The organism is Flavobacterium sp. CFBP9031 (assembly GCF_034044945.1).
Classification (GTDB): domain Bacteria; phylum Bacteroidota; class Bacteroidia; order Flavobacteriales; family Flavobacteriaceae; genus Flavobacterium.
In genome coordinates, this window is record NZ_JAXCWF010000006.1 from 15,701 (window position 1) to 42,495 (window position 26,795).

Annotated in this window: 24 protein-coding genes; 14 read left to right on the plus strand and 10 right to left on the minus strand. The window is 35.0% G+C overall.

Annotated features, from left to right (window positions below; all coding sequences use genetic code 11):
* Positions 1-27: 27 nt before the first annotated feature.
* Positions 28-423 (minus strand): rhodanese-like domain-containing protein, encoded by a 396-nt coding sequence (locus SOM12_RS11435; RefSeq protein WP_320493505.1) that lies wholly within the window; start codon positions 421-423, stop codon positions 28-30.
* A gap of 147 nt (positions 424-570) precedes the next feature.
* Here SOM12_RS11435 and SOM12_RS11440 point away from each other — a divergent pair, with 147 nt between their 5' ends.
* From SOM12_RS11440 to SOM12_RS11485, 10 genes are all read left to right on the plus strand, one after another.
* Positions 571-1,473 carry a LysR family transcriptional regulator gene (locus tag SOM12_RS11440; RefSeq protein ID WP_320493506.1) on the plus strand — a complete coding sequence of 301 codons (903 nt, stop codon included), beginning with the start codon at positions 571-573 and terminating at the stop codon, positions 1,471-1,473.
* The gene (locus SOM12_RS11445; protein ID WP_095930268.1) at positions 1,458-1,907 is read left to right on the plus strand and encodes a GNAT family N-acetyltransferase; all 450 of its coding nucleotides are present in this window, start codon (positions 1,458-1,460) and stop codon (positions 1,905-1,907) included. The genes SOM12_RS11440 and SOM12_RS11445 overlap by 16 nt, the downstream gene beginning before the upstream one ends.
* A gap of 107 nt (positions 1,908-2,014) precedes the next feature.
* The gene (locus SOM12_RS11450) at positions 2,015-2,830 is read left to right on the plus strand and encodes an SDR family oxidoreductase (RefSeq protein WP_320493507.1); all 816 of its coding nucleotides are present in this window, start codon (positions 2,015-2,017) and stop codon (positions 2,828-2,830) included.
* A 130-nt stretch (positions 2,831-2,960) separates the two neighbouring features.
* Positions 2,961-3,536 carry a hypothetical protein gene (locus tag SOM12_RS11455; protein ID WP_320493508.1) on the plus strand — a complete coding sequence of 192 codons (576 nt, stop codon included), beginning with the start codon at positions 2,961-2,963 and terminating at the stop codon, positions 3,534-3,536.
* A gap of 185 nt (positions 3,537-3,721) precedes the next feature.
* Entirely contained in the window at positions 3,722-4,198 is a 477-nt protein-coding gene (locus SOM12_RS11460; RefSeq protein ID WP_320493509.1) for a methylated-DNA--[protein]-cysteine S-methyltransferase, read from the plus strand.
* An 86-nt stretch (positions 4,199-4,284) separates the two neighbouring features.
* Positions 4,285-4,998 (plus strand): 3'-5' exonuclease, encoded by a 714-nt coding sequence (locus tag SOM12_RS11465; protein ID WP_320493510.1) that lies wholly within the window; start codon positions 4,285-4,287, stop codon positions 4,996-4,998.
* Positions 4,999-5,094: 96 nt separating this feature from the next.
* A complete protein-coding gene (locus SOM12_RS11470) occupies positions 5,095-6,165 on the plus strand; it encodes a winged helix DNA-binding domain-containing protein (RefSeq protein WP_320493511.1) in 1,071 nt (356 codons plus the stop codon).
* A 274-nt stretch (positions 6,166-6,439) separates the two neighbouring features.
* Positions 6,440-7,879, plus strand: a complete 1,440-nt coding sequence (locus SOM12_RS11475) for a nucleoside recognition domain-containing protein (protein ID WP_320493512.1) — start codon at positions 6,440-6,442, stop codon at positions 7,877-7,879.
* A gap of 217 nt (positions 7,880-8,096) precedes the next feature.
* Positions 8,097-8,843, plus strand: coding sequence for a hypothetical protein (locus tag SOM12_RS11480; protein WP_095930261.1), 747 nt, complete (start codon positions 8,097-8,099; stop codon positions 8,841-8,843).
* Between the two features lie 76 nt (positions 8,844-8,919).
* Entirely contained in the window at positions 8,920-10,524 is a 1,605-nt protein-coding gene (locus tag SOM12_RS11485) for a fumarate hydratase (protein WP_095930260.1), read from the plus strand.
* Between the two features lie 128 nt (positions 10,525-10,652).
* On the opposite strand, the gene SOM12_RS11490 is transcribed toward SOM12_RS11485, so the two are convergent.
* Both SOM12_RS11490 and dinB read right to left on the minus strand, forming a co-directional pair.
* A complete protein-coding gene (locus SOM12_RS11490; RefSeq protein WP_095930259.1) occupies positions 10,653-11,153 on the minus strand; it encodes a PAS domain-containing protein in 501 nt (166 codons plus the stop codon).
* 103 nt (positions 11,154-11,256) lie between these two features.
* Positions 11,257-12,339 (minus strand): DNA polymerase IV, encoded by a 1,083-nt coding sequence (gene dinB / locus SOM12_RS11495; RefSeq protein WP_320493513.1) that lies wholly within the window; start codon positions 12,337-12,339, stop codon positions 11,257-11,259.
* Positions 12,340-12,479: 140 nt separating this feature from the next.
* Between dinB and SOM12_RS11500 the strand changes: the two genes are divergently transcribed.
* The gene (locus SOM12_RS11500) at positions 12,480-13,214 is read left to right on the plus strand and encodes a metallophosphoesterase family protein (protein ID WP_095930257.1); all 735 of its coding nucleotides are present in this window, start codon (positions 12,480-12,482) and stop codon (positions 13,212-13,214) included.
* 49 nt (positions 13,215-13,263) lie between these two features.
* Positions 13,264-13,791, plus strand: a complete 528-nt coding sequence (locus SOM12_RS11505; RefSeq protein ID WP_250834747.1) for a DUF6646 family protein — start codon at positions 13,264-13,266, stop codon at positions 13,789-13,791.
* 77 nt (positions 13,792-13,868) lie between these two features.
* Here SOM12_RS11505 and SOM12_RS11510 read toward each other — a convergent pair whose 3' ends face one another.
* The 7 genes from SOM12_RS11510 to SOM12_RS11540 all read right to left on the minus strand — a co-directional run bounded on the left by SOM12_RS11510 (position 13,869) and on the right by SOM12_RS11540 (position 23,796).
* A complete protein-coding gene (locus tag SOM12_RS11510) occupies positions 13,869-16,652 on the minus strand; it encodes a M4 family metallopeptidase (protein WP_320493514.1) in 2,784 nt (927 codons plus the stop codon).
* A gap of 369 nt (positions 16,653-17,021) precedes the next feature.
* Positions 17,022-17,681, minus strand: coding sequence for a CoA transferase subunit B (locus tag SOM12_RS11515; protein WP_320493515.1), 660 nt, complete (start codon positions 17,679-17,681; stop codon positions 17,022-17,024).
* A gap of 99 nt (positions 17,682-17,780) precedes the next feature.
* Entirely contained in the window at positions 17,781-18,662 is an 882-nt protein-coding gene (bla, locus tag SOM12_RS11520; protein WP_095930253.1) for a class A beta-lactamase, subclass A2, read from the minus strand.
* A gap of 98 nt (positions 18,663-18,760) precedes the next feature.
* Entirely contained in the window at positions 18,761-19,462 is a 702-nt protein-coding gene (locus tag SOM12_RS11525; protein WP_320493516.1) for a CoA transferase subunit A, read from the minus strand.
* A gap of 165 nt (positions 19,463-19,627) precedes the next feature.
* On the minus strand, positions 19,628-21,934 hold the full coding sequence (locus tag SOM12_RS11530; protein WP_320493517.1) for a penicillin-binding protein 1A: 2,307 nt from the start codon (positions 21,932-21,934) through the stop codon (positions 19,628-19,630).
* Between the two features lie 10 nt (positions 21,935-21,944).
* Positions 21,945-22,424, minus strand: coding sequence for a gliding motility lipoprotein GldH (locus SOM12_RS11535; protein WP_095930250.1), 480 nt, complete (start codon positions 22,422-22,424; stop codon positions 21,945-21,947).
* Positions 22,408-23,796, minus strand: coding sequence for a regulatory iron-sulfur-containing complex subunit RicT (locus SOM12_RS11540; RefSeq protein ID WP_320493518.1), 1,389 nt, complete (start codon positions 23,794-23,796; stop codon positions 22,408-22,410). The genes SOM12_RS11535 and SOM12_RS11540 overlap by 17 nt, the downstream gene beginning before the upstream one ends.
* Before the next feature lie 431 nt (positions 23,797-24,227).
* Between SOM12_RS11540 and SOM12_RS11545 the strand changes: the two genes are divergently transcribed.
* A complete protein-coding gene (locus SOM12_RS11545; protein WP_320493519.1) occupies positions 24,228-25,409 on the plus strand; it encodes an ankyrin repeat domain-containing protein in 1,182 nt (393 codons plus the stop codon).
* A 24-nt stretch (positions 25,410-25,433) separates the two neighbouring features.
* On the plus strand, positions 25,434-26,780 hold the full coding sequence (locus SOM12_RS11550; RefSeq protein ID WP_320493520.1) for an ankyrin repeat domain-containing protein: 1,347 nt from the start codon (positions 25,434-25,436) through the stop codon (positions 26,778-26,780).
* Positions 26,781-26,795: the final 15 nt, after the last annotated feature.

Genomic DNA, 26,795 nt, shown 5'->3' on the forward strand with positions numbered 1-26,795 from the left:
ATTTTCTAAAGTCTGCCTTTTTCAGTTTTAGCAAGCGCATTCTATTTTCAAACCTTTCTTTTCGCCTTTTGTACCTTCGGTTGCATATCCGTCGATTTTCCACCATTCTAGTCCGCCAATTAGTTCTTTTACTTTAAAACCTAATTTCGTCATATTCAAAGCTCCTTTTGTCGAAGCGTTACAGCCAATTCCTGTGCAATATGTCACATACAGAATATCTTTATCTAAATGACTTGTAGTTTCTAAATTCATTTCGCGGTGCGGAATATTAACTGCATTCGGAATATGTTCTTCATCGTATCCAAAAGCTCTTCTGGCATCGATTACAATTATTTTCTCGCCATTGTTTAAAGCTTCAAATAAATCAGATGGATCCATTTCAAAAGCTAGTTTGTTTTCATAATGTTTAATTTGTGCTTCCATGTTGTTTGAGTTTTGATGTTTTACTTTTCCAAAAGTAGCGGAACATCAAACATCATAAAAACGAAAAGAATTCATCAAAAGCATTACTTTTTTTCATGCAAAAGCCAGTTTAAAATTTTGTTACTTTGCGTATTAATTCTTCAAAAAATGGAAATACGCCACTTAAAATTGATAAAAGCAATTGTCGAAGAAGGAAGCATCACAAAAGCGATCGACAAACTTCATTTGACACAATCGGCTTTGAGTCATCAGCTTAAAGAAGCCGAATATCAATTGGGAACAGCCATTTTTTTAAGAACAAATAAAAAACTAGTACTTACAAAAGCAGGCGAAAAAATCTACGAACTGGCCAATGAAATCCTGAACAAACTTGCCGAAGCCGAAACTCAAATCAAACAAATGGTCTTTGGCGAACATGGCGAAATCCGAATCAGTACTGAATGTTTCTCAAGTTACCATTGGCTTCCTTCCGTTTTAAAGCAATTTCATCTTTTATACCCAAATGTCGAATTGAAAATAGTAGCCGAAGCGACTCATATCCCGTTGCAAAAACTTCTAGAAAACACAATTGACATTGCCATTGTAAGTGATCAGATAAAAGACAGCAATATAAAATATCAAGAGCTTTTTCAGGACGAGGTGGTAATGGTAGTTTCTGAAAATCATGCTTGGGCAGATAAAAAATATGTCGTTGCAGAAGATTTTATTAACGAGCATTTTATAATTCATTCGCTTCCGTTAGAAACCGTTACTATTCATCAGTTTCTTTTGGCTCCAGCCAAAGTAAGTCCGAAGAAAATAACTCCGATGCCATTAACCGAAGCTTCTCTAGAAATGGTAAAAGCCGATATGGGAGTCATGTCGATGGCAAAATGGGCATTTACGCCATATTTAAAAACCACTTCGCTAAAAGCAGTAAAAGTTGGAAAAAATGGTTTAAAAAGAAAGCACTTCATTGCAACACGCGCCAATGAAAGTTATCCCGATTATTTTTATCATTTTATCAGCTTTTTACAAAACGAAATCAACTTGCAATGGAATATTCAATAAGAAACTGCGAAATCACAGACTTGCCTAAACTATTGGTTTTAATTCAGAAACATGCCGAATTTGAAAAAGCCGAATTTTCTCCTGAAGGAAAAGAAAAAGGTTTAAAAAATGCTTTATTTGGTCCAAACCCAAAACTATATTGTTTGGTTGTGGCTACAGAAGAAACCATTGTCGGTTATGCCTCTTACACTTTTGATTTTTCAACCTGGAATGCGCAAGACTTTCTTTATATGGATTGTTTGTTTTTGGAAGAAGAAACGAGAGGTTTTGGAATTGGCGAAATCTTAATCGAGAAATTAAAAGAAATCGGAAAACAAAACAATTGTGTCAACATACAATGGCAAACTCCAGAATTCAATACAAGAGCTATTAAATTTTATAACAGAATGGGCGCAAAAGGAAAAGACAAAGTCCGATTTACTTTAACTTTGTAACCAAAGAATCTCTCTGTGACTTTTAATCTTGCAAAGTCGCCAAGACGCTAAGTTTAATTTTCTTTGCAACTTTGTAACTTTGTAACTTTGCAACTTAAAAAGAAAAAATGACAAAAATTAGTATACTTGGTTGCGGTTGGCTAGGACTTCCTTTAGCAAAAACATTACTTGCAAAAGGAAATGCAGTAAACGGGTCAACAACTTCAGAAAATAAACTTTCAGTTTTAAAAGATGCAGGAATAAATTCGTTTTTAGTAACTGTTGAAAGCGAAAGTGTTTCTGAAAATACCACTAATTTTTTAGCGGAAAGCGAAATCTTAATCATAGACATTCCTCCAAAATTAAGAACCGTCGATCCTAATTCTGAGAAGAAAGCTTTTGTAGAAAAAATCAAGAATTTGATTCCGTTTATAGCAAAATCAACGGTTAAGAAAGTCCTTTTTGTAAGTTCAACATCGGTTTATGGAGATGAAAATGGTTTGGTAACAGAAGAAACGAGTCCAAATCCAGATAATGAAAGTGGTAAACAGTTAGTTTTAGCTGAAAAGCTTCTTCAAGAAAATCAAAACTTCGACACTACAATTTTGCGTTTCGGCGGATTAATTGGTGCAGATCGTCATCCTATAAAGTTTTTAGCTGGAAAAGCAAACCTAGACAATCCTGATGCTCCAATCAATTTAATTCATCAAAACGATTGTATTGGCATTATTGACGAAATCATAAATCAATCGAAATGGAATGAAGTTTTTAATGCAGTTGCGCCTTTTCATCCAACAAGAGAAGACTATTACACTCAAAAAGCGATTGAAATGAATTTGCCAGAACCAAAATTCAGTTCTGAAAAATCAAATATTAAAAAAGTGGTTTCTAGCGAAAAGATTGAAAACTATTTGAACTATAAATTCTGTTTAGATAATTATTAAACTCTAAGATATCCGGCTTGGTAAAGTTAAAATCCTTATTTAAACTTAAAGTGATACAAATACATCTTATTGAGGCTATTAAAAACACATCCATAAAACATTTTTGCAAAAAATTTTTAACGCGAAAATCATGTCAATGGAACACAAATCATTTTTGTTTAATACGTCAGCATTCACAAAAGAATTATCAGAAATCATTCTTACTGCTGGAGAAACAGATAACGAAAAATTGTTAATTTCTTTTATAAACCAAAATTTAAACGATTTAAAGTCACCTTATTCAGGAGAAGAACTTACATCTGAATGGATAGAAGAGTTAGAAACCGAAGATATTCAAGAACTAGCAGATTTTGCAATGACAAAATATTATAATCCTGATGAAGAATTAGGGTTATCTTATAGCTGGGAATTATTATTAGAATCATTTGATGAATTAGACCTTAAGTTTAATAATGAATATTATATACTTGGCAAATCATTAGATTCTGAAAACTTTACTTTAGACCCAGGCAGAATGGGACTTGGTTTTATTGACTCTCAGCAAATTTCTAGCATTCATAAAGAACTAATAACTTTAAAACAAAACTTCATAAGTATCTTCGAGACTGAAAGCTTAGACAAAGAAGTTATCCAAGCTTATGAAGAATTAATTGAGATTTACGAAGAAGCCAAAGAATCAAACTGTGGACTATTAATGACTTTTTAATTGATTCTTTATGTTTCTAGACTTAAAAAAGTCAGGGATATATTATTTTTCACAAGCCTTAAACTCACTCAGAGTGACAATCGTTTAAAGCGTTATACAAAAACTTAAATTACTTACATGATTTAAAAAAACTTTGCGAACTTTGCGATTGACCTTTGCTTCTATACGGTTATAACTCAAAAATCATGGAAACAGTTTTCATCAATTCGCCTCTCGGAATCACCAAAATCATTGGAGATGAAAGCGGTATTTCGGTAATTTCTGTTTCCGATGTTGGAACAAATGAAGTTTCTAAGAAAATTCCAGCCGTTTTGCAAGAAGCCGTTTCGCAATTGAATGAATATTTTGAAGGGAAAAGAACCGATTTTGATCTTAAACTAAATCCGCAAGGAACCGAATTCCAGCAGAAAGTCTGGAAATCTCTTTTAGAAATTCCTTACGGAAAAACGGTTAGTTATATGGACCAGACCAAGAAATTGGGCGATGTAAAAGCAATTCGCGCTGTAGCATCAGCAAATGGCAAAAATCCGCTTTGGATTGTGGTTCCCTGTCACCGCGTTATTGGAACAAATGGTTCTTTAACTGGATATGCTGGCGGATTGTCACGCAAAAAATGGCTTTTGGAACACGAATGTCCGTCTGCACAACAAAGTTTATTCTAACGATTTTTAAATAGTAAGAATTTTACGCATATTTGTAAAACATAAAAATACAAGTCTAATTATCTAATATCTAAGAAGTCTTAAAAATGATTGAAAAAATAAACCTCAATAACATTTTATTTCTTGATATAGAAACCGTTCCCGAAGAAGAAAGCTTCAATTCGCTTGATGCGGAAATGCAATCGCTTTGGGATTTGAAAACACAATATCAACGAAAAGAGGAGTTTACACCTGAAGAATTTTACGAACGTGCGGGAATTTGGGCCGAGTTCGGAAAGATAATCTGCATCTCTGTTGGCTTTTTTACCATCAAAGGAGATGTTCGTAATTTTAGGGTGACTTCGTTTTTTGGTGAAGAAAAGAAAATCTTAAAAGACTTTTCGAATCTGGTTAACAATCATTTTAATCAGCCTCAACATTTGCTCTGCGGACATAATTCAAAAGAATTTGACATTCCGTTTATTGCCCGAAGAATGATCATCAACCAAATGCCCATTCCCGACAAATTGAATTTGTTCGGTAAAAAACCTTGGGAAATTCCGCATCTCGATACTCTCGAATTATGGAAATTTGGCGATTATAAGCATTTTACTTCGCTAAAATTGCTAACCAAGATTTTGGGAGTTCCTTCGCCAAAAGGCGATATTGACGGAAGCCAGGTTGCTCACGTCTATTATGTCGAAAAAGACATTGATCGAATTATTACGTATTGCGAAAAAGACACCATTGCAGTTGCGCAGGTTTTTCTTCGCTTGCGCCGCGAAGATTTATTGATTGATGAAGAGATTATTCATGTATAGCTTCTTTTTAGATGCTAAGGTTCTGAGTTGATAAGATACTAAGGTCATTTTTATGTGAACTTGTATAACTTTTATGGTTTAAATTAATCGCTAAAAATGATTCATTCGGAAATTTCACATTATCGTATGGCTTCTCAGAAGCTTTATCAGGAAAATCAATGTTCTCCTCAAGAAATTGTAAAGCATTTCGGTGCTATGCAAGCTCAGGATTATGCTATGGCAAAATGGGCAATTGGTTCTCGTTGTAGTTCAAGCGAAAAAGAAATAGAAGAAGCCATAAATTCAGCTCAAATTATTCGAACTCATATTCTGCGTCCAACTTGGCATTTTGTTTCTCCTGATGATATTTATTGGATGCTCGAGCTTTCTTCGCCACAAGTAAAGCGCCTTTTTGCTACAATGGCTAAACAGCATGGTTTTGACGAAAAGAAATTCGATCAGGTCAATGCCGCCATAGAAAAACTTCTAGCAGGAAATAATCATTTAACACGAGAGGAAATCATGCAGGAACTTAACATTCAGAAAAAAACTGGAGATTTATCCCCTGTTATTGTAATGATGAATGCCGAATTGGATGGTTTAGTTTGCAATGGTAAAATGAAAGGCAAACAAATTACTTATACGCTGCTGGAAGAAAGAGTTTCTAAACCAAAAACCAAATTGTCAACAGAAGAAGCATTAGCCAAACTTGCCTTACGCTATTTTGAAAGTCATGGCCCAGCAACAGTGTATGATTTTTCATGGTGGTCAGGATTTCCTGCTACAATATGCAAGAAAACAATTAACGCAATAGAGTTGCGATTAGAAAATATTACTATTGATAATCAACAATATTGGTTTAAACAAGGGCTAAGAGACGAGGAAAATTTTCGCGAAAGCTTACATTTTCTTCCCGCTTTTGATGAAATTTTAATTTCGTATAAAACACGCGATGTTTCTTTTAATACCGAACATCAATCAAAAGTTTTTACCAATAATGGCATTTTTAAACCCATAATTTTAGAAAACGGAAAAGTAATTGGAATCTGGAAACGAACCATAAAAAAAGATCACGCTAAAATTGAAACGGAATTTTTTAATGAAACCGAAAGTTCGAAAAAGGAAATTTTGTTTGAAGGAATTAAAGCTTTTGAAACCTATTTGGAAACCAAAGTTGTGATTGAATAGTCCATTTAAAAAAATAGATAAATTAGATTTTGCCCCGCTGAGGCTTTTTAATTATTGTCTAATCGATTTCTATAAATATTTCGCTCTTCCAGAGCTATTTCACCTAACTAAAATTCAAAAAGAGCTCTGGAAGAGCGATATATTAATAGCGAATGAAATTTCCTATTTCAAAAAGCCCCAGCTGGGCGACATATAAACTCAAATTACCGTCTCATTACATAAAATCTTTATGCTTATTATTGCTAAATAATTACATTTACAAAAAATTACAATTATGGTATTAAGCAGATTTTGGTTAGCGATTTTTATTTCTTCGATTGTTTTTATTGTAGTCAGTTTGTTTACTGCCAACACGTATACCATTGATTCTATTTTGAATGGAAAGAAAGACGATCCAATTTTGGTTTCTGAAAAATACGTCGAAGAACTTCCTGCTTTCTTAAAAGACAGCATTAAAAAAGCGCCAGATCAGACCATGATTATCAATCGTGATACGCTTAATGCCGACACTACTTACGTTTACAAAAACAAAACCGTAAAAATTTACAGCGGACTTCAAAAATCTGATGGTTTATTGCCAACTTGTAAAAGCACTTTGGTCGATCTAATTTTGCCTCTTATTGCTTATTTAGCTTTTTTCTGTGGTTTGATGGAACTTTTAATCGTTTCTGGAGTTTCAGGAAAATTGGCCAAAGCTTTGAGTCCGGTTTTTGTGAAAGTTTTCCCGAGTATTCCTAAAAATCACCCTTCGATATCTTACATGACTTTGAATTTTGCTGCCAATTTCTTAGGATTAGATTCGGCCGCAACGCCATTCGGATTGAAAGCCATGGAAAGTTTACAAGAAATAAATCCCGAAAAAGACAAAGCCAGTGATGCGCAAATCATGTTTATGTGCCTTCATGCTTCTGGTTTGACTTTAATTGCAACTTCAATTATTGGTTACCGTGCTGCGGCAAACGCCAGTAATCCTGCCGATGTTATGCTGCCTTGTATTATAACATCTTTCATCGGAACCATTGCGGCTTTCCTGATTGTTGGAATCAAACAAAAAATCAATTTTAAAAGTGCTTCGCTTCTTATTGGTTTGATGGTTCTAATTGCTGCAATTGTAAGTTTGCTGATGTATGTGAATCATTTGGACTTAATCGGAAAAAACTATTTTACTTCTAACCTTTCTGGATTAATCTTAATTGCCATTATTGCATTTACTCTAATTTTCTCATTCATACATGAAAAAAAATTCAAAGAGGCAGAAACCACTGTTTTCGACACTTTTGTAGTTGGCGCCAATAACGGAGTTAAAACTGGAGTTACGATTTTTCCTTATGTTTTAGGAATGCTGGTTGCAATCTCACTATTCAGAAACAGCGGTTTATTCGAAATTATCAGCGATGCAATCGGATTTGTCTTTTCGAATTTAGGTGTAAGCAAAGAAATTACTAATGCGCTGCCAGTTGCGATGCTTCGTCCATTTAGTTCTGCAGGTTCAAGAGGTTTCCTAATTGATTCCATGAATACTTTTGGAGCCGATTCTTTAACTGCAAGACTAAGCAGTATTTTCCAATGCAGCGCCGAGAGTACTTTCTACGTAATTGCGGTTTATTTTGGATCTGTAAACATCAAAAACACTCGTTACGCTTTGGGTACAATGCTATTGGTAGATTTAATCTGTGTAATTACAGCCATTTTTGTAGCAACTTGGTTTTTTTAAAAAATTAAGAACATTTTTTTATCCTAAAAAAAACCACTCTAAATACCTTTATTACAAAGAATAAAGACTAATTAATTAAAGTTTTAAAAGAAGCCTTGAAAGTAATTAAACTTATTTTTCATGTGCTTCTTTTTCTTTTTTCTTCAAAAAAATCTCATAATTTTATACTTTAGAGGTTTCGCTAGAATTAAAAAAACAATTAAATATCTCCCCAAAGATGAAAATCCACACTCTATTTTTCTCCCTACTTATTTTTATCGGATGTCAAAAAACAAAACCTACAGATGCTGCGCCACCTATAGCAGAAATCATTGAACCGCAAGAGACATTAGAGGTTTCTGCTGATGAAAAGATTATTAAAACTGATACTGTAGCCATTTACACGGACGGAACAGAATCTTCTACAGATTTTATACTGGCGCATTTGGTAGATCAGCAAGCAGACAAGGACAGTATCGTTACGGTAAAATACCGATTAGACTTTTATCAGAATAAAACCAAAAGCGCCTCTTCTAAAGTTGCTATAAAAGGTTTTGAGAAAGATTCTGAGTGGACGGCTTCTTACGGATTAACATCTGAAACTTCTAAAAATTCGCCATTCATACAAATCACCGTTGGATTTCCTGCTTGTGGCTATGCGCATGACAACTACTTGTATTATCTAAAAAACAGCGGATTACAATTGGTACACCAATGGAGCTCTATGACCGACAGCGGCTGGGGAAGCTGGGTTGAAATTGTAAATACTTCTACTAAATCTGATCCAAAATCCTTTTATTGCAAAACTGTTGCGTTTATACCTGCGGACGAAGATGAAAACATGGACATGGGCATCCTTAAGCACTCAGACTCAATAGCTTTCGAATTAAAAGATAATAAATGGAAAAAAATGTTACTCTCTGCCAAAGACAAACCGTACTTTGAAAAAAAGATGACGTTTGATCAATTTAACGCTGCAGAGTAAAAAACATCTGCAGAAGAGTCCTAATTCAAATTCTTTCTTAGGTAAATAATTTCTAAATTTGTAAAAAAACAAAACAATGATCGATTTTATATACCAAGATCCTTATCCGATCTTAAAGGATGATACGCAGTATCGCAAAATCACTTCTGATTTTGTGAAAGTAGAACAATTTGGAGAACGTGAAGTTTTAACCGTTGATCCAAAAGGTTTAGAATTATTGGCTGAAGAAGCTTTGACAGATGTTTCGTTTATGCTACGAACAACGCATTTACAGAAACTAAGAAAAATTCTTGACGATCCAGAAGCAACAGACAATGATCGATTTGTAGCTTACAACTTGCTTCAAAATGCTTCTGTCGCTGCTGAAGGTCAGTTGCCAAGCTGTCAAGATACTGGAACTGCGATTGTAATGGCTAAAAAAGGCGAAAGCATTTTTACTGGTGTTGATGACGCAGAGTGGTTAAGCCGTGGTATTTTTAATACGTATCAAAAAAGAAATTTACGTTATTCTCAGATTGTTCCGATTTCGATGTTTGAAGAGAAAAATTCAGGATCAAATCTTCCGGCACAAATTGATATTTATGCTAAAAAAGGAACTTCTTACGACTTTTTGTTCATGGCAAAAGGTGGAGGATCTGCAAACAAAACATACTTATACCAACAAACAAAGTCTTTGTTGAATGAAAAATCATTAGATGAATTCATTCGCACAAAAATTAAAGATTTAGGAACTTCTGCTTGTCCTCCATACCATTTAGCTTTGGTAATTGGCGGAACTTCTGCTGAAGCAAACTTAAGCGCTGTTAAAAAAGCTTCTGCTGGATATTATGACCACCTTCCAACTTCTGGAAACATGGCGGGCCAAGCTTTCCGTGATTTTGAATGGGAAGAAAGAGTTCAGAAAATCTGCCAAGAAAGTGCTATTGGAGCGCAATTTGGAGGAAAATATTTCACGCACGATGTTCGTGTAATCCGTTTGCCTCGTCACGCAGCTTCTTGTCCGGTTGGATTGGGTGTTTCTTGCTCGGCAGATAGAAATATCAAAGGAAAAATCACTAAAGATGGAATCTTTGTTGAGCAGTTAGAAGTAAATCCAAAGCAATTTTTACCAGAAACAGCTCCGCATTTAGAAGCTCCTGTAGAAATTGATTTAGATCAACCTATGGCAGATATTTTGGCTAAATTATCTCAATATCCTGTTAAAACTCGTTTAAAACTAAACGGAACTGTAATTGTTGCCCGAGATATTGCTCACGCAAAAATTAAAGAATTGTTAGACGCTGGAAAACCAATGCCAGAGTATTTCAAAAATCACCCCGTGTATTACGCTGGTCCTGCAAAAACTCCAGACGGAATGGCTTCTGGAAGTTTCGGACCAACAACTGCGGGTCGTATGGATGTTTATGTGGATGAATTCCAGAAAAATGGCGGAAGTATGATTATGCTGGCAAAAGGAAACCGTACCAAACAAGTTACTGATGCCTGCAACAAATACGGCGGATTCTATTTGGGGTCTATCGGTGGGCCTGCTGCTATTTTGGCTCAAGATAATATCTTAAAAGTGGAAGTTGTTGATTTTGAAGAATTAGGAATGGAAGCTGTTCGTAAAATCACCGTCAAAGATTTCCCTGCGTTTATTATCACCGACGATAAAGGAAATGATTTCTTTGCTAATTTATAAAGATGTTTTGCCACAAAGGCACTAAGACGCAAAGTTTTTTATAAAAATAAAGCTATCCCTAACGGATAGCTTTATTTTTTTCTCTTTAAAAAACATCTTTGTGTCTTAGTGCCTTTGCGGCAAAATAACTAAGCGCTTATGTCTTGTTTTTCGAAGGCTATAAAATGAGATATCTCACCTTTCAGGTTATAAACTGGCGAGGCATCGATTTTACATTTATAGGTTTGACCGTTTTTTCTATAATTTTCGAGGGTTTTGGCAAAAGGAATCTTCTTTTTTACCGCATCTCTAATTTCCTTTAAATCTTTTTGTGAAGTTGCTGGGCCTTGAAACATCTTAGGGGTTTTTCCTAAGACTTCTTCTTCTTTGTAACCCGTCATTTTTTTTATTCCGCTTGACGCGAAAACTATTTTCAAATCTAAATCGGTTATTAAAACCACTTCATTTTTGATTCGTTCCTGAATATTGAGCGTTTTTTCATCCCAGATAAACTCATCTGAGATTTCGCTTACCCTTTTTAAATCAGTACTTAATGCTTTTAGCTCGTTTAGATATTCGTAATGAAAATCCCAAGAAAGAATTGGAACTGAATTTCGCTGTAACGGATCGTCGGAATTTCTATTTTTCATACAAAATCAATTCAGAAGACAGATATAATCTTTTTACTCAAAGATAGCAGAAAAATCTTGTTATTCATAACCTAGCCTTATTTTAAACTTTTCAAAATTGTTATTAAAAAGTAAATTTAAGCTGTACTACCACCGCTTTTTTTACCTCGTTATTTAAATTGCTCAACGAAATTCCGAGCAATCGTACTGAATCTTTCATTTTTTCCTGGTACAATAATTCCTCAACGTTTTCCATAATCAGACTTTTATCAGAAATAAAATAGGGAAGCGTTTTACTCCTCGTCTGCTGCGAAAAATCGCTGTATTTGATTTTGAGCGTAATCGTTTTTCCAGAAATGTTATGCCTTTGAAGACGTTTCTCTAGCGAAGTTGCAATACGCTCCAACTGTTGCATCATAAAAATCTCCGAAGACAAATTCACATCAAAAGTATGTTCTGCAGCAACAGATTTGGTAATTCGTGAAGATTTTACTTCGCTATTATGAATGCCTCGAACCACATGGTAATAAAATGTTCCCGATTTTCCGAAGTGCTTTTCTAAAAACTCTAGAGATTTGCTTTTCAAATCGGTTCCTGTAAAAATTCCGAGCTGATACATTTTTTCTGTAGTTACTTTTCCAACTCCGTAAAATTTACGAATGGGAAGATCCTCCAGAAAAGCTTCTACCTCGTCGGGATTTACCGTTTTTTGTCCGTTTGGTTTGTTATAATCGCTGGCAATTTTAGCCACAAATTTATTGATCGAAATTCCAGCCGAAGCCGTCAACCCTACTTCATTAAAAATTCTTTGCCTAATTTCCTGTGCCAAAAGACTTGCGCTAGGATTTCCTTTTTTGTTTTTGGTAACGTCCAAGTAAGCTTCGTCAAGCGAAAGAGGCTCGACTAAATCAGTATAATCATGAAAGATTTTATGAATCTTGGATGAAATTTCCTTGTAACGATCAAATCTGGGTCTGACGAAGATAATGTCCGGGCAGTATTTTTTTGCTAAAACCCCGCTGATGGCACTACGAACGCCAAACTTTCTGGCTTCGTAACTTGCAGCCGAAACTACACCTCGATTTTCAGAACCTCCAACTGCTACCGGTTTGCCTCTTAATTCCGGATTGTCCATCTGTTCTACCGATGCGTAAAATGCATCCATATCAATATGGATAATTTTGCGATATGTTGGTGTTTCAGACATTTTGCAAATTTACTGAGGAAAAATAATAAAAAAGTATTGTAAGTAGTTATAAATCATATCAATTTTTAAAGAATCTGAATTCAATGAGTTCAAACCAATTATTCTTTCTATTTTTGTTCTTCTACTCGAAAAATTAAATAATGCGAACATTTGTTATAGGTGACATTCATGGCGGATTACTTGCACTTGAACAAGTACTAGAGAGAGCCAACGTTACCACAGAAGATACTCTAATTTTTTTGGGCGATTATGTTGACGGCTGGAGTCAGTCTGTTGAAGTAATCGACTATTTGATTGATTTAAAAAGCAAACAAAACTGCATCTGCATACGAGGAAATCATGATCAGCTGGCTTTGGACTGGCTCGAAAACAGACATGATGATTTTGATGAAGAAATGTGGTACAAACATGGCGGAAAAGCTACGGTTGAAGGTTATGCTAAAATTTCTGAAGAGAAAAAGAAAGCGCATATCGAATTTCTAGAAAATCTTCAGGATTTTTATCTTGACGATCACAATCGTTTGTTTGTTCATGCAGGCTTCACTAATTTGAATGGTGTAAAATGGGAATATTTTTCTAAACTATTTTACTGGGATAGAACCCTTTGGGAAACAGCACTTTCATTAGACCCAAAATTAAAAGAAGACGATTTACACTATCCGAAAAGATTTACCGTTTATAAGGAAGTTTATATTGGTCACACACCCGTTACCCGAATTGGAGAAACGGTTCCTGTAAACAGAGCTTGTGTCTGGAATGTAGATACAGGCGCAGCATTTAGAGGTCCGCTTACGATTTTAGATGTTGATACTAAGGAATACTGGCAAAGTGAACCACTGAACGAACTCTATTTTAACGAAAAAGGTAGGAATTAATTTATTTAAATTTTACATTTGCTGCCCAAATAATTAATATTAAATTTTTATGAAAAAGGTTATTACACTTGTATTTTTAGTTACATTCGGATTTGTTAATGCTCAAGAAGCTTTTAAAGGAAAGGGAGATATTAAAGTAAACGTAGGAGCTAATTTACAAGATGGTGGTTCTGGAATTCAAGGTTCTGTTGATTTTGGTTTAGGAGAAAATTTCTCTTTTGGTTTTGTTGCTAACTACATACTAGGGTTTGATAATTTTAACGGTTTCTACCACGGCAGCACAAATCCTTACCGTGATGCTGAGCCAGATTTCTCAGATCGTTTTGATGCAAAAGCAAGAATCAATGCTAACTTATCTAGCGTAATTGGTGTAAAAGAATTGGACGTTTACCCTGGATTAAGCTTAGGTTTACATAATTTCGGCGGACACGTTGGTGGTCGATATTTCTTTACAGATGGATTTGGTGTTTTCACAGAAATCGGATTCCCAATTGCAAAATACGGTTCAAACAATGATCCTTTTTATCATTTGAATAATCAAGCTACTTTTAGTTTAGGAGCTTCATTTAATTTATAGTTTTTAAAGTTTCTAAGATTTTGAAAAAAGAAAAACCGCCCAAGTAGGCGGTTTTTTACTTTTTTATAGTTATTATTTTATTTTTTAGCGAATTTCTTAACGATTCTTTTTGTACCGTTGTTCAATTCTATAATGTAAACTCCTGTACTTAACAGACTTACATCTATAGGGCTTTCAGAAAGTTCACCTTTACTAATTTGTTGACCTAAAACATTTGTAATTCTAAATGTATATCCTTTATTATTTAAGAATGAGACATTTAGCTCATTTGCAACAGGATTTGGATATAATACAAATTCAGAATTTTCATTAGTCTCTATCAATCCCGCAACAAGTTCTTCATTCACAATTGCTCCTGAAGCTGTTATGTTTATCGAATAATCTTCAACTTGTCCATAAGAAAAACTTTCGCAAGATGTTGGAACTCCATTGTATTTCATAGAAACTCTAAGTCTTGTTGTCCCAAGAGTTGCCGTAGCCGGAATTGTAATAGTTCCAGATGCCGAAGTTGCTGTTGATGTCGCTTTTGTCCAAACCGTTTCACCAGAATCGGCAAAATCACCATCTTGATTATAATCTATAAATACAGCATATCCTTCACTGTAAACTGTAGATGTCCAGCTCGGTGTGAGCGTAATTGTATATGCAGTTCCTCTTGTTGCATTTGTCGAAATTGAGGTGTAATTTTCATAACCCGCTGTTCCTGTAGATGTATTATTGATTGTTCCAAATACAACTTTACCAATTCTCTCGTCTGCTGTACTATTACCCTGAGATGTACAATATGTTAGTGCCGCAGAAGTAGTTGTAACATTTACTGTATTACTCGCTGTCGAAACATTTCCTGCTGCATCTTTAGCTTTTACACTAAAACTATAAGCTGTTAATGCTGTTAAACCAGTTACGGTATAACTAGTTGTTGTAGACGAACCTTTTAATGTTGTTCCTTGGTAAATATCATACCCTGTAACAGCTACATTATCTGTTGAGGCTGTCCACGATAAATTAGTTGTTGTTCCCGTAGTACCCGAAGCTGCAAGACTTGTTGGAGCTGTAGGCGCAACAGTATCACTAGATCCTACATAAGCTGGGCCAATACCTACTGCATAAAAAGCATTGGTTGTTGCTATAACTTCAGCCGAACCTGCACCATACAAATCTATTGCAGATTGTATTCCTGATGTCCTTGCATTTGCATAAGTAGAATTTGCGGTTAAATACACACTTTCTAAACGATAGGCAATTTTTGCCGCTTTATCTATAGTTATACCTGTCACATTATAGGTGCTTCCAATATCATTTGTTCCTGATTTACCAACTGATAAAATATAAAACCAATGATTCAGAACTCCCGAATTGGTATGAACGCCACAATAATCATTACTACTAGTGGGTGTACAGCTTTGGCTCACCCAATTAGTTCCTCCATAAGTATCTGGTTGCCCTTCAGATTTTGGATTACTCATAGAACGCAAAGCAAGATGCCCTGATCTTCTTTCGATATCTTCTCCCACTAACCATGTCGATTTTGTTGGTGCAGCACGATATTCGATACAAGCTCCCCAAATATCAGAGAAACCCTCATTCATTGCCCCTGATTCTTTTTGATAAGCAAGATTTGCTGTATAAGTACAAACCGCATGTCCTATTTCATGTCCAGCAACATCTATTGACGTCAAGATATCAAATCCTCCAGTTCCTGTTCCGTCGCCATAAGTCATAACACTTCCGTTCCAGAATGCATTATTGTTATTTGGATATCCAGCAGCTACTAAATTGTAGTGAACATAACTTTTAATTTTTGCTCCAGCATTGTCATAACTGTTTCTTCCATGAACAGCAGACCAATAATCATATGTCATTTCAGCACCCCAATGTGCATCTAATGCTCCATTATCTTTATTTGTATTATTATACTCAGCAGCTGTCCAGTTATTGTCAGCATCGGTGAAATTGGTTGTTGGGTATGTCGCTGTTCTGGCAGAATTATAGGTTTGAATTCCATTTCCGCGAGTTCCATCAGATAAAATATAAGAAGATCCACTTAGAGTAGTCTGAATGACCTGAGTTCCGCTATAACGTGTCGCTGCATTTGCCGAAACAATTGCAGCTTTTGCATTAGATATTTCCTTTTGATTTGCTTTCGCAGATTCCAATTTCCCTCCGTGACTATATTCTCCAAGGTGTTTTATTGTAGCATTATAAAACAAAACTTTTCCGGTTTCAGCGTCGATATAGAGATCACCTCTGCTCAACGGATTCGTAGCATAGATATCAAACTTATAAGCCAATCGAACTTTGTCTGATTTTCTATCCTGCCCTTGTTCTTCCATATCTGGTAATAAAACCAACTCCCCTTTTGGTTTTTCATAATCCATTGCAGCAGCATCTTCGGGTTTTTCCCATAAGTATTCTTTTGCTCCCGTGTAAGCAATCGCTTTAGCAAATGCATCCTGACTTGATAATTTCGGAGTAGTTTTTACATTTTTAAAGGCATAAAACTCACCATTCATAGAAACTAATTTACCTTCTTTAGAATGTAATGTATAATTGGCAAATTCTACTTTAATTCCCTGTTCATACAACTGAAACTTTTCATGAGTAAACCCCTCTCTGTCTGATTCGGTTTTAACTTTCAAAAAAGATTGGTTATCCTTTAGTCCAAGTTGCTCTTTAAAAACAGTATTGTAATCTGTTCCCTTGTAAGTAGATTTATCACTAAAAGTGATTAGACTCGGTTGTCCATTTTCTGATAAATTTTTCTGATTTATCCGCTTGTCTGTATTCTGAGCAAATACAGTTGCTGAAAATGTAAGAATAATAACGGCTGACGCCATAATCTTAGGTAATTTTCTTTCCATAATAATGTGGTATTTAATTTTGGTTAAATGGATTACAAACAAAATATTTAATGTAGGTAAATACTTTATTTTTGTGTAAAAATATTTTATTTATGTTATATAATCGATTAAATATGTCTTTAATCGATTAAAAGCAACATTTTTTACATTAATTCCATTTTTATGTAACAAACCATATTGATTTCGTAAGAAAATAGCTCAAAAAACAATTATTTGACTGATTAGTAGTTGTTTATATTTAAAAATAAGTTTTGAATCTACTATAGTTTATTAAAATCAATAACTGTAAATCCTTTAATTAATTCCTACAAAAAAGGCCAGCTCTTTTAAAAGCTGGCCTTGATCGTTTTTTTAGAAAAAAAATTTTTTTTAGCTGATATCCATCTCAGGAATTTCTCCTTCAATAATCAAATCGGCTTCGGTTGAGGCGATGATGTGCTCGACTGAGACACCTGGCGCTCGTTCTAAGAGCTTAAAACCTTTTTCAGTTACTTCTAGAACCGCAAGCTCAGTTACAACCTTTTTAACGCATCCTACACCAGTTAATGGCAAAGTACATCTTTTTAAGATTTTTGACTCTCCTGCTTTGTTTACGTGCATCATGGCAACGATGATATTTTCGGCAGAAGCCACCAAATCCATTGCGCCTCCCATTCCTTTTACCATTTTACCTGGAATTTTCCAGTTTGCGATGTCTCCGTTTTCAGAAACCTCCATTGCTCCTAAGATTGTCAAATCTACTTTTTGGCTACGAATCATTCCAAAACTGAAAGCCGAATCAAAGAAACTTGCACCCGGAAGTGTTGTAATGGTTTGTTTTCCTGCATTGATCACATCCGCATCTTCTTCTCCTTCAAAAGGAAAAGGCCCCATTCCGAGAACTCCATTTTCACTTTGGAATTCAACCGCTATATCCTCTCGAACATAATTTGCGACCAAAGTCGGAATCCCAATTCCAAGATTTACAAAATAACGGTCTTTTACTTCTTTTGCAATTCGTTTTGCTATATCTTCTTTACTAAGTGCCATAGTTTTAATGTATCTTTTTAATGTGTCAATTAGTCAATTTGATAATAAGATAATTCTATACACAATCTAAATTAATTATCTAATTGACTCATTTTCTAATTATCTAATAAAATAATTCCAGACTGCTTTTGTGATATCTGCAACTATTTTTTCTGTGTCTTCTTTCTTTTCTGTAATATCTTTTAAATAAACAGAAACAATAAGATGTTTTCCATTTGGAAGTTTTACAATTCCAATGTCATTCATTGCTACTCTCAAATTAGCATCATTCGTTCCAGAGATTCCAGTTCGATGTGCCAATTCTGTTCCTTCAGGAAGTCCAGCTTTCATCCAAGTAAGACCTCTTGAAGTTTCTACCATTATCTGATATAGATACTTCGTGGTTTCTTCTTTTAGAACTTTACCTTTAAAAAACTTCTCCAGCAATTCTGTAGTTGCTAACGGAGTGGTGGTGTTGATATACAGATTTTTCCAAGTCTTCATTTGATCTTCGTTCACTTTAATAACGAAATCCTTGATTCCCTGTTCGTTTATAAACTTCTGAATGTATTTTGTGCCTCCAACTAATTTGATCAAAATGTCGCATCCGTTATTATCACTATGCGAAACCGTATATCGAAGTATTTTATCCAAAGTCAAGTTTACATTTCCTTCTGGATAATCTTCTTTCATCGGGCTCCACGTATCTTCCTTTAAGTCTTTCTTTTTTACGAAAATTTCCTGCGTAAGATTGAACTCGCCTTCATCAACTTTATGCAAAACTGCCAAAGCAATATGAAATTTAAACACGCTCATCATTGGCATTTTTAAATTTCCGTTAATACTCAAAGTGTCTTTGTCTTCAATGTTTTTTATTGAAACTCCGACCGTCGCATTTTTACTTGAAATGATTTGCTGCAATTGATTTCTAAGTTCATTGGTGCCTTGAGAAAAAACCTGAAACGATACGAACGAAAAAAGAGCTATACTAAATCTAGTCATATTTTTAATGTGTCAATTTGATAATTTGATAATTTGATAATTTGATAATTCTATACGCAATCTAAATTAATTATCTAATTACCTCATTTTCTAATTATCTAATTTCTAGCTCTTACAGTTCGTTGTTCAATTCTCTTTTCAAATTTTTCTCCTTGAAAGATACGCTGTACCATAATTCCAGGAATATGAATTTGATTTGGATCTAATGTACCAACAGGAACCAACTCTTCTACTTCTGCAATTGTGATCTTTCCTGCACCCGCCATACAAGCATTGAAGTTTCTGGCTGTTCCTTTGAAAATCAGATTTCCGGCTTCATCGCCTTTCCAAGCTTTTACAATAGAAAAATCGGCTTTGAAAGCTTCTTCCATAATATGCATTTTTCCATTAAACTCGCGTGCTTCTTTTCCTTCAGCAACTTCAGTTCCGTATCCTGCTGGTGTAAAGAAAGCAGGAATTCCAGCCTGAGCCGCACGACAGCGTTCTGCCAAAGTTCCTTGAGGCGTCAATTCAACTTCTAATTCTCCCGAAAGCATCTGACGTTCGAATTCGGCGTTTTCTCCCACATAAGAAGAAATCATTTTTTTAATCTGCTTTTTCTGCAACAACAATCCCAAACCAAAATCGTCTACACCAGCATTGTTGGAAATACAGGTTAAATCTGAAATGGATGTATTTACCAAAGCTGCAATTATATTTTCAGGAATACCACATAAACCGAAACCACCAAACATAATGGTCATACCGCTATCGATTCCTTCAATAGCTTCATGAACGCTATTTACTTTTTTTGTTATCATAACAAACTATCTTTATTGCTGAATATTTTTGATAAAAATAAGATTTTTAGGTGAAATTATAACGATTTCGTAAAAATAAAACGAAAAGAAAAATCCCTTTACAAATCTTCTACAAGACTGGTAAAGGGATTGATATATAATTAGATAAGGTTTATTGCAACAATATTACAATTCAAATTCATCTGTATTTTGTTCGGTCTGTGTGGTATCTTTCACTATAACTGGCCTAGCGTAACAGTCTACTTTTATAGAAAGGTTTGCCGGACGTTCAAACTCGCCTTTAGAAACCTGAAGGCTTTTATCAGCATAACACTTTTTCATGTAATACCCCCAAACAGGCAAAGCTGCAGTTGCTCCTTGTCCGTAAGTCAAACTTTTGAAACGTGCTGAACGATCTTCACATCCAACCCAAACTCCAGTTACCAAGTTCGGAACCATTCCCATAAACCAACCATCAGACTGGTTTTGCGTTGTTCCTGTTTTACCTGCAATTGGGTTTGTAAACATGTATGGATATCCTGTCCAACGATTATCTCCACTTCCGCCGCCCTGAGTACGTAAACGCACACCAGAACCACTTTCTGTAACCCCTTGAAGCAATTTGATTACCGCAAAGGCAATATCTTTATTTAAAACGTCGTGAGACTCTGGAATTGGTTCGTAAATAACCTCTCCGCTTTTGTTTTCAATTCTGCTTAAAAACTGTGGTTTTACATAAACTCCTTGGTTCGCAAATGTACTATACGCCGCAACCATATCTTCAACTGTAATATCTACCGCACCTAGTGCAATTGAAGGCTGAACTGGAATTTCTGTTTTTACTCCTAATTTTTTAGTTAATTCTACAACTGCTTCTGGACTTGTTCTATCAATTAATTTAGCCGAAACTGTATTGATAGAAGCTGCCAAGGCTTGTTTTAAAGTTACCATTCCGCGGTATCTGTAATCTGAGTTTCTTGGTTCCCAGTCTTCTGTTACGTGGTGACGTCCTTTATGGATCATGAAAGGTCCATCAAGAATAGAATCACATGGCGACATATTTAATTCTTCGATTGCCGTTGCATAAACAAAAGGCTTGAAAGTAGAACCTACCTGTCTTGCTCCCTGCCCTACGTGATCGTATTGGAAATATTTGTAATTGATTCCTCCAACCCAAGCTTTAATTGCTCCTGTTTGAGGTTCCATAGACATTAAACCAGATTGCAAAAAGTGCTTGTAGTAACGAATAGAATCCAGTGGTGTCATAGTGGTATCTCTTTCACCTTTCCAAGTAAAGACACGCATTTTAGTTTTTACTTTGAATGATGCAATGATATCTTCCTCGCTTTTATCCATATCTTTCATCTGAGCCCAACGAACAGAATTTTTCATGGCTTGCATGATGATTCTATCTGTCTCAGCTTGTGTAATATTTACGAAAGGAGCATTTTTATTGTTTTTTTGATCAATAAAAAACTGCTGTTGAAGGTTTTGCATGTGCGCAGCAACCGCTTCTTCAGCGTAGGTTTGCATTCTAGAATCTATAGTAGTATAAATCTTAAGACCATCTTTGTAAATATCGTAATCAGATCCATCAGGCTTTTTGTTTTCAGCAACCCATTTTTTCATGTAATCACGAAGATATTCTCTAAAGTAAGTTGCAATACCTTCACGGTGGCTTTCCAATTTAAATTTCAGCGTAATTGGAAGAGCTTGAAGTCTTTCTTTTTCAGCTTCCGAAATCATTTTTGCTTTTGCCATTTGCGATAAAACCACATTACGACGGTTTTTTACGCCCTGCGGATTTCTTACCGGATTGTACAAACCTGAATTTTTGAACATTCCGACCAAAATAGCAGATTCGTCAATTGTCAAGTCTTTTGGCTCTTTTGAGAAATAAGTCTGAGCGGCAGAACTTACTCCAACAGAATAATTTCCGAAATCATAAACGTTGCAATACATCGCTAAGATTTCGTTCTTTGTATATTGTCTTTCCAGACGAATGGCAATAATCCATTCTTTTATTTTTTGTACAACTCTAAAAGGCAAAAATTTCGATCCTTCACCATGAAACAACTGTTTTGCAAGCTGTTGTGTCAATGTACTCGCACCCCCATTTGTTCCTAAACTAAAAACAGCTCTTAAAGTTCCACGCCCATCAATTCCTGAGTGGTCGTAAAAACGTGCATCTTCAGTTGCAACAAGTGCTTCAACTAAATTTTTAGGCAAATCAGAATATTTAAGTTGCGATCTATTGGTTTTGAAATATTTACCAATCACAACTCCATCAGAAGAGATAATTTCGGTAGCAAGGTTTGAATCTGGATTTTCTAAATCTTCAAATGAAGGCATAGAACCAAATAAACCCCAAGAAGCAAATAAGAAGAAGGCTAGAACTCCTAATAAAGAGTAGGCAAAAACCTGCCAAAATTTCTTTTTGTAATAATTAATATCCTTAACGCTTTTGGATTGATTGTTTTTTTTAGCAGCCATAACTATTTATCTAATCTTTTTGTTCTATTCTAAAACCAACGTCTGTAATTCCTTGCAAAGCTTCAACACCTGGTATTTTACCCGATTGTCTAACCGCTTGTTTGATGTGAACTTTGTATTTCCCTGTAAACTTCACATCTTCTTTGTAATAAAGCTTACTTTCTTTTATGTCAGAAAATCCATTTCCTAACAACGTTCCATCTGGCTCTGCCATTTGGTATTCTAATGTATCCACTTTTGTAAAACCGCTTGGTGTTTCAAGAGCAACAATTAAAAATAAATTATTAAAAGGATAATTATTATTGTCTCGTATGTTTACAAAGAGATTGAACTTTTTTGTAGAATCTAAAACTGGCAGATCAAAGCTTACAATACTGTCTTTGTGCCAAGCACTTCCAACAGATTTATACTGATCAAATACTCTTTTTTTATCACAAGAAAAAAGAAGTATAGCTACCAAAAGAAGAATTCCGCTATTTTTTATTCTCATTTTTAGTATTCGTTATTGGTTTTCTAGGTTCAGCAGGTTTGTTTTCATTAGAATTTTGCTTATTCGGATTGTTCTTATTCGAATTATGCTTTTTCTTATGATTTTGCTTATTTGGATTGTTTTGATTGTTTGGTTTGTTTGCATTACCATTGTTCGGATTAGTATTTCCTGCTGGTTTAGCGTGGTTTACATTTTTCTCCTGCTGTGGTTTTGCTGGAGTTGCAACGATAGCCGCCTCTGCATTTTGCTTGCGTTTGCGATTTGGTTTTTTCTTTCTTTTTGGCTGATCGAAACGAGTTAAACTTTCTTGACCCATTGCATTATTGAAATCTTTTTCTGGCTCTGCAACTACTTCAACAGCAAAATCTTCTAAAGAAGAAACTTTGTTTTTCTGTTTATTTTCTGCAATGATTTCTTTTACCTGATCAATTTTTAAAACATGCCAGTTTGCGAAGTTGTTTGTATACGCAAACCACATTAATCCTTTAAAAATATCTTGTTTTTGGCAAACAGCATCTCCTTTTTCTGTGATTAGTTTGGTATCGTAATCCGGAAAATCTTTTAATGCGTCCATGTAAGTGTCTAACTCATAGTTCAGACAGCATTTTAATTTACCGCATTGTCCCGCTAATTTTTGTGGATTCAACGATAATTGCTGATAACGAGCCGCAGAAGTATTCACACTTCTGAAATCGGTTAACCAAGTCGAACAGCAAAGTTCGCGTCCGCAAGATCCAACTCCTCCTAAACGAGCCGCTTCCTGACGGAAACCAACTTGTTTCATCTCCACTCTAGTGCTGAATTCTTTAGCAAAATCCTTAATCAGCATTCTAAAATCGACACGATCGTTTGCTGTGTAGTAAAAAGTCGCTTTTGATCCGTCGCCTTGAAATTCAATATCCGAAATTTTCATTTCCAGTTTGTGCTGAATCGCCAATTCACGTGCACGAACCTTCATTGGTTCCTCACGATCACGCGCTACAGACCAGATATCGATATCTTTTTGAGATGCTTTTCTATAAATTTTTGGAACCTCATTACTTTCGTAATTCACTCCTTTTTTCTTCATTTGAATCTTTACCAATTCTCCTGTAAGAGTCACAATTCCAATATCATGTCCTGGCGAAGCAACAGTTGCTACAATATCGCCAATACTTAAAGTTAATTTCTCTGAATTTCTAAAAAATTCCTTACGTCCGTTTTTAAAACGAACCTCAACACAATCAAAAATCGCCTCTCCATTAGACGGACTCATGTTCGAAAGCCAGTCAAAAACCGTCAATTTATTGCAGCTATCGGTGCCGCAAGTCCCATTATTTTTACAACCTTTTGGTGCGCCACCATCTGAGGTTGAACAACTTGTACATGCCATAATTATATATGTAGTGCTGCCAGAATGCAGCTTAAGTTCATAAACGTTTGATCGGTAAAGATAGTATTTTTTTTATTTGGCTATTTATAGATTAGTTCTAAAGGGTTGTTAAATAAAAAATGACCCTATTTTTTAAAATAATCCTTTTAAAATTCTCTGCTCAAAATATTTTATTCTTCTCTAAATAAAAGACTTATTGTGTTTGTTTTATGATTTATTAAGCTCGTTTTCACTTTCTTGAAAAAATCAGAAGAAAAAAAAGCTTAAAATCTCTATTTGGTCCATTTCTTAACATAAAAAGCCTTTTTTAATTTTTATCCTGAAATATATTTCTCATTTTTATGTTTTATCTTACAGCAATGTTTGTGAAGCCACTAATTACAAGCCAAAATTGTGAGTAAAACTTATAATCATTTTTAAATATATTTCGAATGCAAACACAAAACCAGATTGAAAATTTCCTTTTTCAGGGAAAATTTGACGAGGCCAGAGAATGCCTAAATAACGGAGAAAACTTTAACGATCAGTATCTTAAAAACAATTTCTCTCAAATAGCTGCCAAAATTATTGAAGCCAAAGAAATTGATTTCATCGAACGGCTAATAAAAGCCAACTTTATTGAAACCGATATTTACGAATTGGACAGTTTTGACAAATCGATATTCAACCCACTTTCTCGAAATATAAAAAATGACGAAGAATCTCTTTCTTTCTTCAAAGAGATAATGTCAAAAGTCGACAATTTTAATGACGAAATCAGCGATCAGACCTTATTGGGATATTTTATAGAAAAAGAAGCGGTTCCAGAAGTCATTAAAATCTTAATAGAAGATTTTGGATGCAATGCGCAATACCAAAACAACGCTCAGGAAAACCTAATTCACAAAATCGTGAACAATTATTCTTTAAACGCTGAAAAAGGCAAAGAATATATTAAAATACTTCTTGAAAATGGGGTTGATATCAACGAGAAAAATGTCGTTGGTACAACACCACTGATGTACGCTGTAAAAAGAAACAAAAAAGAATACATTCCGACCTTATTAGAAAACGGAGCAGATCCTAACGAAAAAGACAATCAGGAAAACAGTTCTTTTTATTATGCTGTTGGTGAGCAGTTTTCTATTCCGATGTACGAACTTTTAGCCGAATCCTCTTCAGCAGATTTCAGCAGCATCAATAAAGACGGAAGAACTTTACTGACTGAGTTTATCCGAATGATGTCTGATTCGGAGAATGATCTCAATTCTTTCCAAAGGTTATTATCTGATGGTGCCGACTTAAATCACTGCGCTCAATATTATGGAAATCCGAAATCCGGCATCGATTATATAGCGGAGAAAAAATCGGGTATTTTAAAATCAGCACTAGACAGCGGAGCAATTGATGTTAACGAACAAGACAATCAAGGCAATACCATTTTGCATAAAGTCTGTGCCTATAATGTGAATTATGATGCCGAAGCGGCAAAAGAAATTTACAGGAAAGTAAAATTGCTTCTTGAAAATGGCGCAGATAAAGAGATTACAAACGATAAAGACGAAACTGCTCTTGCGCTTGCTTCTACAGACAATTTGAAAGTTAAAACTGTTGAGCTTTTAATGAAAGCCTAAATTTAAAATCACAATTCTATGTCAATGTCATTTATAATTGCCTGTGAAAACGGCAATCGAAAAATAGCTGAATTACTGCTTCAAAATAAAGAAGTAGAGGTAAAATATACCGACGAAAAAGGAAGAACAGCCTTGCATTATGCCGCACACAGAGGATATCTGGATATTGTGAAGCTATTAGTTGAAGATGGAGCCGATATCGATTATGAAGATCATGCAGGAGAAACGCCTTTATTCTTTGCTTGTCTGCAAAAGCAAAAACAGACCGCTTTGTTTTTGTTGGAGAATGGCGCCAAAATTGAAATCAACGATAAAAACGGTAACAGCTTGTTACACTTGACCGTACAAACTGCTCAGGTCGATATCGCAACAAAGTTGCTTGAAGCAGGAATTGATGTTAATTTATTGAATAACAATGGAGAAACTCCACTATTATTGGCTTCTGCAAAACTAAACCGTGAGATTATCCAATTGCTTTTAGATAAAGGTGCCGACATTAATGTGACCGATAAACAAGGTAATACGCCATTACTTTACGCATGTTATAGAAAGTCATTGCCAATAGTAACTTTACTCTTGGACAATGGCGCGGCTATCAATCATACGAATCATTCTGGGGAAAATGCGCTATTAATTGCATGCTACGAAACCAATAGAATGTTGGCTAAATTATTGATTGAAAGAGGATCAGACGTATTTACTTCAAGTAATAATGGACACTCTCCTATTTGGTACGCTTGCGCGAATAATCAAAAGGAGATTGTCGCATTGTTTTTAGAAAATGGCGTCGATGTGAATTACAGCAAACCAGTCACCAGTGATACTTCTTCAATGAATGATTATCTAGATTGGATTGTCAGTGCAACCAATATTTCTAACGAATCTAGTTTCACCTTAAATAACTCTTATACTTACGGAGGAGAAAGTCTTCTACATGTTGCAACCAAAAAAGGCAATCTGAGTATGGTAAAACTATTAATTGAAGCAGGGGCAAATATCAATATTCAAGACGAATCCGGAAATACGCCCCTTCACTACAGCGCTGCAAACGGAAAGAAAGATGTTGTAAAGTATCTATTGGACAACAAAGCCGATGCTTCCATCGTAAATGTAAAAGAGCAAAAAGCAATTGACTATTCGAATGTAAAAGGTTTCAATGAAATTACGGAGTTGATTTTGAAATATGCTCCTTCTGGAACTACTGTAAATCCAATAAACACTGCACCGCAGACCGAAGCTCCAAAAGCGGATACTTCAAATTCGATGGAAACAAAGAAAAAAGCATTATTAGACTTAAAAGAACTTTTAGATGCTGGAATTTTAACTTCGGAAGAATTTGATATTGAAAAAAGTAAAATTTTAAAAGGATAAATAATAAATAAACTC